Here is a 7,618-nt window from a genome sequence, read left to right on the forward strand (position 1 = left end):
GTCGGTGTTCTTCTTGCCGGTGAACACCACCTTGTCGACGTTGGTGACGACGACATAGTCGCCGCAATCGACGTGCGGGGTGTAGTCGCCGCGGTGCTTGCCGCGCAGACGGTTGGCGATGAAGGTCGCGAGACGGCCCACGACGACGCCTTCGGCGTCGATATGGATCCACTTCTTCGTGACCTCGGCCGGCTTCAGCGAAGCCGTGGTGCTCTTCAGCATGACGAGGGTTCCTGGGAGGACGAACGGGGTGCCCCTCCCGTGACCGGGATGAGCGGAAGGCGCGCTGATAGAGGAAGCGGACAGGAAGGTCAATGCAGCGCATCGTGGTGCATTCGCGCTAGCGCATTGAAACAACGGCATTTTCAGAATACGGTATTAAAATACCGTATGTTCCGGGCCCTCGGCGTCGTCGTTGGCCCGCCCGCCATCCGACAGCGCTTCATCACGCGTCCCCTGTGGCGTCGAGCCTGGGGTCATGGCCCCCGCCATCAGGCCTGACGCTGTGCTGACAATCCCGGAATCCATAGTCGGATTGCGCGGATAATCCCCCGCCTTTCCAGACACATCGCCTTTTCTCGAACCTGTTTCCCGAGCACGTCCGATCCCGGGCGCATAATAGGGCCATCCCGTCGGTGGGGAGGGCGTCGGATCCACGCTCCTCGACGACGGCGGGCTGTGGTCGAGCGATGAAGCCCGGGCGATGGAGAGTCCGGGGGTCCTCGCGGAGGTCGATGGATGGCCTGCGCTTGCTCGCCGCGCGCCTTGAGGTGCGGTCAGATGGCCTCGCGATGCGGGGGTAAGGCCGTCCCGTCCCGGTCGTCGCAAGGCGGTCGGGGCGATCCGTCAGAGGCCCGGACGCAGGGCCGCCAGTCGGAGGGCGTGTGGAAAACGGCCGCGCGGGGCAGCCTGTCTCGTCGAAACGGTAAAACCACAACGCATCCGGGCGAGGCCCGGCTGTCCCGCGCCCTCCCCAACCGCTTTCCCCGAGGCGTCGCCGAAGGCTGCCCGTCACAGAACCATGATGACCCACGCTGCGGGCCCCGTCATAAGACCCCCTGCCCCTTCGGAGTCTTCCATGCGCCTGCAGCGTCGCGACCTACTGACCGGCTCGGCCGCGGCCCTCGCCTTCTCCGGCCTCGCCCGCAGCGTCCGCGCCCAGACCGCGGCCGCCCAGGAAACCTACGTCAACGAGGTGCCCGGCTACGGGCCCCTGGTTCGCGATCCCAACCGCCTGCTCGACCTGCCCGAGGGCTTCACCTACCAGGTCATCTCCCAGAGCGGCGACACCATGGACGACGGCCTGTTCGTCCCCGGCCAGCCGGACGGCATGGGGTGTTTCGATCTCGGCGGCGGCAAGGTCGCCCTCGTCCGCAATCATGAACTCAAGGGCTCCTCGGGCCTGCACCGCAACCTCGGCCCCGGCGGCTTCCATCAGGAGCGCATCGGCCTCCTCGACCCGTCGAAGGGCTACGACACCTACAAGGACGGCCGCCCTCTCCCCGGCGGCGTGACGACGCTGATCTACGACCTCGAGAGCCGCCGCACGGTCAGCCAGCACCTGTCTCTGGCCGGAACCTCGACCAATTGCGCGGGCGGCCGCACCCCGTGGGGCAGCTGGCTGACCTGCGAGGAGACCGAGGAGACTCCCGCCGGCGCTGACGTGACCACGTCACACGGTTTCGTCTTCGAGGTTCCGGCGGCTGCGACCGGTCTCGTCGATCCCGTCCCGCTGAAGGCCATGGGCCGCTTCGAGCACGAGGCCGTCTGCGTCGATCCCCGCACCGGCATCGTCTACCTGACCGAGGACAAGAACGACGGCCTGTTCTACCGCTTCATCCCGACCACCCCCGGCAAGCTGGCCGACGGCGGCCGCCTCCAGGCCATGGCCTTCAAGGACAGGCCCCGCGCCGATACGACCAATCAGGAGGCCCGCGAATGGGCGGTCGGCGACTGGCGCGAGGTCGTCTGGATCGACCTGGAGGACGTCGAGGCGCCCGACGCCGACCTGCGGATGCGCGGTCACGCCGCCGGCGCGGCCCTCGTCGCCCGTGGCGAAGGCATCTTCTGGGGCGAGGGCGAACTCTTCATGACCGCCACCTCGGGCGGCCCCCTGCGTCGCGGCCAGATCCTGCGCTACGTCCCGTCCCGCGACGAAGGCCGCCGCGGTGAGCGGCGACGCCCGGGCCGCATCCAGCTGTTCGTCGAAAGCGCCGACGAGCGGGCCCTCAATATGGGCGACAATCTCACCCTCGCCCCCTGGGGTCACCTGATCGTCTGCGAGGACAACTACTCCGAGGACATCCGCAACCATCTCAAGGGCGTGACGCCGGAGGGCAAGCTCTACACGATCGGGCGCAACGTCTTCGCCGGCAACTCCGAGTTCGCCGGCGCCTGTTTCTCGCCCGACGGCCAGGTGTTGTTCGTCAACATCATGTACCCGGGCGTGACCTTCGCGATCAGAGGACCCTGGACCTCGGTCCGGACATGAACAGGCGCGGCTGCGACCGGCGGACCAGCCACAGGTTCACCGTCGCGACCGCCAGCACCAGCGCCGCGCCCGCCTGATGCAGGGCGCCCAGCCACAGCGGCACGGCGTTGATCAGGGTGACCACGCCGAGCGCCGCCTGCAGCCACAGCGCCGCCGCCAGCGCGAAGGCCGCCGCGCCCAGCCCCTCCGCCAGCCGCCAGCGCCACGCCTGAAGCGCGTAGAGCGTCCCCCCCACCAGCAGGCCGTAGGCCATGATCCTGTGGTTGAACTGCACCAGCGCCTGGTCGTGCAGGAAGGCCAGCGCCCCCTTGCTCCACGCCACCGGGGCCAGCACCTCGCCGTTCATCAGCGGCCAGTCGGTATAGACGAAGCCGGCCTTGGCCCCCGCGACCAGCCCGCCCAGCAGGCACTGCAGGAAGACCGCCCCCAGCAGGATCGCCGCGCCCCGGCTCCATCCGACCGGATGGCGCGAATGCTCCTCGCCGTTCCAGGCCTCCAGCCCGGTCCAGATCAGCCCCATGAAGATCAGCAGGGCCAGCCCGAGGTGAACCGCCAGCCGCTCCGGCGCCACGTCGACCCGCTCGCTCAGCCCGCTCGACACCATCCACCAGCCGATCAGCCCCTGCAGCCCGCCCAGTCCGAGCAGCACGACACAGCGAACGATCAGCCGCCGCGGCATGCGGCGCAGGATGAGGAAGGCCGCGAACGGCAGGGCGAACACCCCGCCGATCAGCCGCCCGAGCAGCCGGTGGAACCACTCCCACCAGAAGATGCCCTTGAACTCGCCCAGCGTCATGCCGGCGTTGACCTGCTCGTATTGCGGGATGGCCCGGTATTTCTCGAACGCCTCGGCCCAGTCGGCCACGGTCATCGGCGGCAGCACGCCCATGATCGGCTTCCACTCGGTGATCGACAAGCCCGATCCGGTCAGCCGGGTTACGCCCCCGACCACCACCATCGCCAGCACCAGCGCCGCCGTGACGAACAGCCAGACGGCCACGGCCCTGCTCCGATCGCCCCCGCCCAAACGCTTCATTCGACGCCCGCCGTCCCGACCGTTACAATAATCGCCGCGCCGCTGGTCCGACGCCCGAGCGAGCGGTATGCCCGCCCACGACGGCGAGATCGAGTCGCTTTTGGACGCCGCCGCGTCGCAGGTCAGGAGAAGCCGGGTGCAATACGCCGACATCGTCATCGCCGTGCTGGGGGCTTTCGCGCTCGCCTGGACCGCCGACGCGCTGACGGGCCGCCGCGGCCTGTTCGCCACCTCCCTGGTCTCCGGCGTCGCCGCCGTCTGCGGCTGGTTCCTCGCCGTGCGGGTCTTCGCCGTCTCGACCATGGACGGCTGGACCTGGGTCGGCTGGTCGCTGGCGGCCTCGATCATCGCGCTCGCCGCCTTCTTCCTGTTCCGCAACAAGCGCTGACATGGGCCCCCGCACCCGCCGCTTCATCGCCATGCTCGGCGTCCTGGCCTTCCTCGTCTTCTGGATATGGGGGGCCATCGCCCTGCGCGGCCTCCTGCCGCCGGGACCGCTCATCGATCTGGTGGTCTACGCGGTCGCCGGCATCGGCTGGGGCGTCCCGCTCTACCCGCTGTTCAAATGGGCCGAACGGCCCCGCGACTGAGTCAGCAGCCGGGGCCAATTGCAAAGGGCCGCCCGAAAGCGGCCCCCTGACCAACCGTCTTCATCGAGGAAGATGGTCGGAGCGACAGGATTCGAACCTGCGACCCCTTGACCCCCAGTCAAGTGCGCTACCAGGCTGCGCCACGCTCCGAGAGGGGCTCCCTATAGACGGGGCGCCCGTCCCCCGCAAACCCAAAAACGAGGCGTCAGGCGGTTCTCGAAAGAACCGCCTCGAGACGCGCCCGCGCGCCCTCCAGTTCGGCCAGGACCTGACGCAGCCGCACCGACGAAGCGCCGGTCGGAACCGCCGTGGCGGGCTCGGGAGCGGCGCCGCCCTCCGGCTCGAACGTCACCGTTCCGTCCGGATCGCCATAGACGGCCAGCCGCTTCAGCCCCTGCTCCCGGTGCAGACGCTGCACGCCCTTGATGGTCAGGCCGTCCTCATGCAGCAGCCGCTTGACCGCCTTCCGCAGCACCACGGCCTGCGGCCGGTAGAAGCGCCGGCCGCCGGCCCGCTTCAGCGGCGTGATGAACGGGAATTTGGTCTCCCAGAAGCGCAGCACGTGCTGCGGCGCCCCGACCTCGTCAGCGGCCTCGGAGATGGTGCGGAAGGCGTTCGGGCTCTTGGCCACGACGGATCAGGCGCTCACGACGGCGTCGTGAACCCGGCCCTTCATGATCTGCGAGGCGCGGAAGCTGATCACCCGGCGCGGATGGATCGCCGCCGGCTCGCCCGTCTTCGGATTGCGGCCCATCCGGGCCCGCTTGTCCCGCACCTGGAACACGCCGAAGCCGGACAGCTTCACCGTTTCTCCGCGTTCCAGCGACTCGATGATCAGCTCCAGGGTCCGCTCGACAAGGGCCGAGCACTCCTGCCGCGACAGGCCAACTTCCTCGTGGACCGCCTCACACAGGTCCGCCCGCGTCAGGGTCTGGTGCTGAGCCAATGGTCCGCTCCCCTTGAAAAGTCCGTCGCGGGCATAAAAGAGCAAGCGCCTTCAAATGGAAAGGCGAATTGCGCTCTACAGGCGAAAGGCGCAGGCGCCCCAGGTCAGCCCGCCGCCCATGGCCTCCGCCAGGACGAGGTCGCCGCGCTTGATCCGGCCGTCCTGAATCGCCGCGTCCAGGGCCAGCGGGATCGAGGCGGCCGAGGTGTTGGCGTGGATGGCCACGGTCGAGATGACCTTGTCCTCGTCCAGGCCGAGCCGGTCGCCGACGCCCTTGATGATGCGCTGGTTGGCCTGGTGCGGCACGAACCAGTCGACGTCCGCGATCTCGATACCCGAGGCCTCGCAACAGGCGGTGATCGCTTCGGCGATGTTGACCACGGCGTGGCGAAACACCTGGTTTCCGGCCATCCGCAGATGCCCGACCGACCCCGTCGTGGCCGGTCCGCCGTCGACGTACAGAAGGTCGGTCTTCGAGCCGTCGCAGCGGAGGGCGAAACCCAGCAGGCCTTGATCGGCCTTGGTCCCCTGCCCCTCGCGCGGTTCGACCACGACGGCCCCGGCGCCGTCGCCGAACAGGACGCAGGTCGAGCGGTCGCTCCAGTCCATCAGCCGGGTCATCTCCTCGGCTCCGATGACCAGGGCGCATTTCGCCAGGCCGCGGGCGACGAAGCCGTCGGCGACGCTGAGCGCATAGACGAAGCCGGAGCAGACCGCCTGGACGTCGAAGGCGATGCAGGTCGGCACGCCCATCTTGCGCTGCACGATCGACGCCACCGACGGGAAGGTCATGTCGGGCGTGGTGGTGGCCACCACGATAAGGTCGACATCCGCCGCGCTGCGGCCGGCGTCGCGCAGAGCCCGTTTCGACGCCTCCACCGCCAGGTCGCTGGTCGGCTGGTCGTCGCGCGCCTTGTGCCGCTGCCGGATGCCGGTGCGCTCGACGATCCACTCGTCCGAGGTGTCGACGATCTTCGCCAGATCGGCGTTGGTCACGACCTGTTCCGGCAGAAACGAGCCGACGCCGGTCACGGCGCTGCGAATGACGCTCACTGGGGTGTCTCCATGGCCGCAGTCTCGGCGGCCGGCTGTTCAAGCACGACGGTCAGCCGGTTCAGGCTGTCGCTGACCTTCTTCAGATAGTCGCTGCGGGCCAGATCGACAGCGATGCGGATCGCATTTCCGTAGCCCTTGGCGTCGGCGCCGCCATGGCTCTTCACCACGATGCCATTCAGGCCCAGCAGCGGGCCGCCGTTGATGGCGCTGGGATCGATCTTCTGGCGCATTCGCTTCAGCGCCGGAAGCGCCAGCAGGGCCCCCGCCTTCGCCGGCACGCTGGAGGTCAGCGCCTCCTTCATCAGGGCCGAGATGAACCGCGCCACGCCCTCGGCGGTCTTCAGCGCGATATTGCCGGTGAAGCCGTCTGTGACGACCACGTCGACCGTCCCCCTGGCGATGTCGTCCCCCTCGACGAACCCCTTGTAGTCGAGGCCGAGCCCGCCCTCGCGCAGGATCCGGCCCGCCTCGCGGACCTCCTCATGCCCCTTCATGTCCTCGGAGCCGACGTTCAGGATGCCAATGGTCGGCCGGCCGCCGCCATGCACGGCCGCATGAAAGGCCTCGCCCATGATGGCGAACTCGACCAGCTGCTCCGCATCGCTCTCGACGTTGGCGCCGACGTCGAGCACGGCCGTGATTCCCCGCAGCGTCGGCCAGCTGGCGACGATCGCCGGCCGCTCGAGCCCGTGGGCGGACATGCGCAGGATCAGCTTGGAGATGGCCATCAGGGCGCCGGTGTTGCCGGCCGACACGACGGCTCCGGCCTCGCCCGTCTTCACGGCCTCGATCGCGTTCCACAGGCTGGAGCCCTTGCCCCGGCGCATGGCCTGGGCGGGCTTCTCGTCCATGGCCACCACCTTGTCGGTGTGCCGCACGTCGCAGACGTCTTCGGCCAGACCGCATTTCGCCATTTCCGCGCGGATCGCGGCCTCGTCGCCGTGCAACAGGAAGCGCACGCCCGCGCCGCCGTGGCGCTTGCGATAGTCGCGCACGCCCCCCACCACGACTGGCGGGCCGTGGTCCCCGCCCATGGCGTCGAGCGAAATCATAACCGGGGATGACAAGCCGTTTCGACTCCGTCGCGCCGTCAGCCCGGCGCCTGTCAGGCGCGACGATAGCGCCGCACCGGGGGGATGCAACCGCGCCGCCGCTGCGTCAACCTTCGTCCGAAGGACGCAGTTGCTTCAGCACGGCGAAGGGCGAGATTTCAGTCGGCTCGGGCGGCTGCACGAACTCCGCGCCCGGCTTGCGGGGGAACGGATCAAGCTGCAGGGCCAGCTGTTCGACCGCATACTGGCCGAGATCGATCTGGCCGCCCTCGATCAGGTCCGGCGATTCGTCATCGAGGGTGATGACGATCTCGTCGGAATCCTCGTCCACCGCTTCCGCCAGCGACACGACGAACGGCGCATCGACTTCAACGGGAAGCGGCTCCAGCGTGATCCCGCAGGTCTGGGCCAGGCTGGCGCGCAGCCGGCCCGACAAACGCCAGCCGC

General features: G+C 69.0%; 10 protein-coding genes and 1 tRNA gene. 3 read left to right on the top strand and 8 right to left on the bottom strand.

Going from position 1 to position 7,618, the window contains the following annotated elements:
- Positions 1-219 (bottom strand): 50S ribosomal protein L13 (rplM, locus tag VGD32_RS08990; RefSeq protein ID WP_331031563.1); only part of this gene is annotated, 219 nt, incomplete at its 3' end.
- 859 nt (positions 220-1,078) lie between these two features.
- Between rplM and VGD32_RS08995 the strand changes: the two genes are divergently transcribed.
- Positions 1,079-2,491, top strand: a complete 1,413-nt coding sequence (locus VGD32_RS08995) for an alkaline phosphatase PhoX (protein ID WP_331031556.1) — start codon at positions 1,079-1,081, stop codon at positions 2,489-2,491.
- On the opposite strand, the gene VGD32_RS09000 is transcribed toward VGD32_RS08995, so the two are convergent.
- Positions 2,460-3,527 (bottom strand): COX15/CtaA family protein, encoded by a 1,068-nt coding sequence (locus VGD32_RS09000; protein WP_331031557.1) that lies wholly within the window; start codon positions 3,525-3,527, stop codon positions 2,460-2,462. The genes VGD32_RS08995 and VGD32_RS09000 overlap by 32 nt on opposite strands.
- A gap of 136 nt (positions 3,528-3,663) precedes the next feature.
- Here VGD32_RS09000 and VGD32_RS09005 point away from each other — a divergent pair, with 136 nt between their 5' ends.
- Both VGD32_RS09005 and VGD32_RS09010 read left to right on the top strand, forming a co-directional pair.
- A complete protein-coding gene (locus VGD32_RS09005; protein ID WP_331031558.1) occupies positions 3,664-3,915 on the top strand; it encodes a transglycosylase in 252 nt (83 codons plus the stop codon).
- Between the two features lies 1 nt (position 3,916).
- On the top strand, positions 3,917-4,117 hold the full coding sequence (locus tag VGD32_RS09010; protein WP_331031559.1) for a DUF2842 domain-containing protein: 201 nt from the start codon (positions 3,917-3,919) through the stop codon (positions 4,115-4,117).
- Positions 4,118-4,190: 73 nt separating this feature from the next.
- On the opposite strand, the gene VGD32_RS09015 is transcribed toward VGD32_RS09010, so the two are convergent.
- From VGD32_RS09015 to VGD32_RS09040, 6 genes are all read right to left on the bottom strand, one after another.
- Positions 4,191-4,267 (bottom strand) — tRNA-Pro (locus VGD32_RS09015).
- Between the two features lie 55 nt (positions 4,268-4,322).
- Positions 4,323-4,748: a MerR family transcriptional regulator gene (locus VGD32_RS09020; protein WP_331031560.1), complete on the bottom strand. Its 426-nt coding sequence runs from the start codon at positions 4,746-4,748 to the stop codon at positions 4,323-4,325.
- Positions 4,749-4,754: 6 nt separating this feature from the next.
- Positions 4,755-5,063 carry an integration host factor subunit alpha gene (locus VGD32_RS09025; protein ID WP_298746214.1) on the bottom strand — a complete coding sequence of 103 codons (309 nt, stop codon included), beginning with the start codon at positions 5,061-5,063 and terminating at the stop codon, positions 4,755-4,757.
- Between the two features lie 75 nt (positions 5,064-5,138).
- Positions 5,139-6,116, bottom strand: a complete 978-nt coding sequence (locus tag VGD32_RS09030) for a beta-ketoacyl-ACP synthase III (RefSeq protein ID WP_331031561.1) — start codon at positions 6,114-6,116, stop codon at positions 5,139-5,141.
- Positions 6,113-7,171 (bottom strand): phosphate acyltransferase PlsX, encoded by a 1,059-nt coding sequence (gene plsX / locus VGD32_RS09035; protein WP_331031564.1) that lies wholly within the window; start codon positions 7,169-7,171, stop codon positions 6,113-6,115. Before plsX ends, VGD32_RS09030 begins: the two co-directional genes overlap by 4 nt.
- Positions 7,172-7,277: 106 nt before the next feature.
- Positions 7,278-7,618: DUF177 domain-containing protein (locus VGD32_RS09040; RefSeq protein WP_331031562.1), on the bottom strand; the 341-nt coding region annotated here is incomplete at its 5' end.

The organism is Brevundimonas sp. (genome assembly GCF_036402095.1).
In the GTDB taxonomy this organism is placed as follows: Bacteria; Pseudomonadota; Alphaproteobacteria; order Caulobacterales; family Caulobacteraceae; genus Brevundimonas.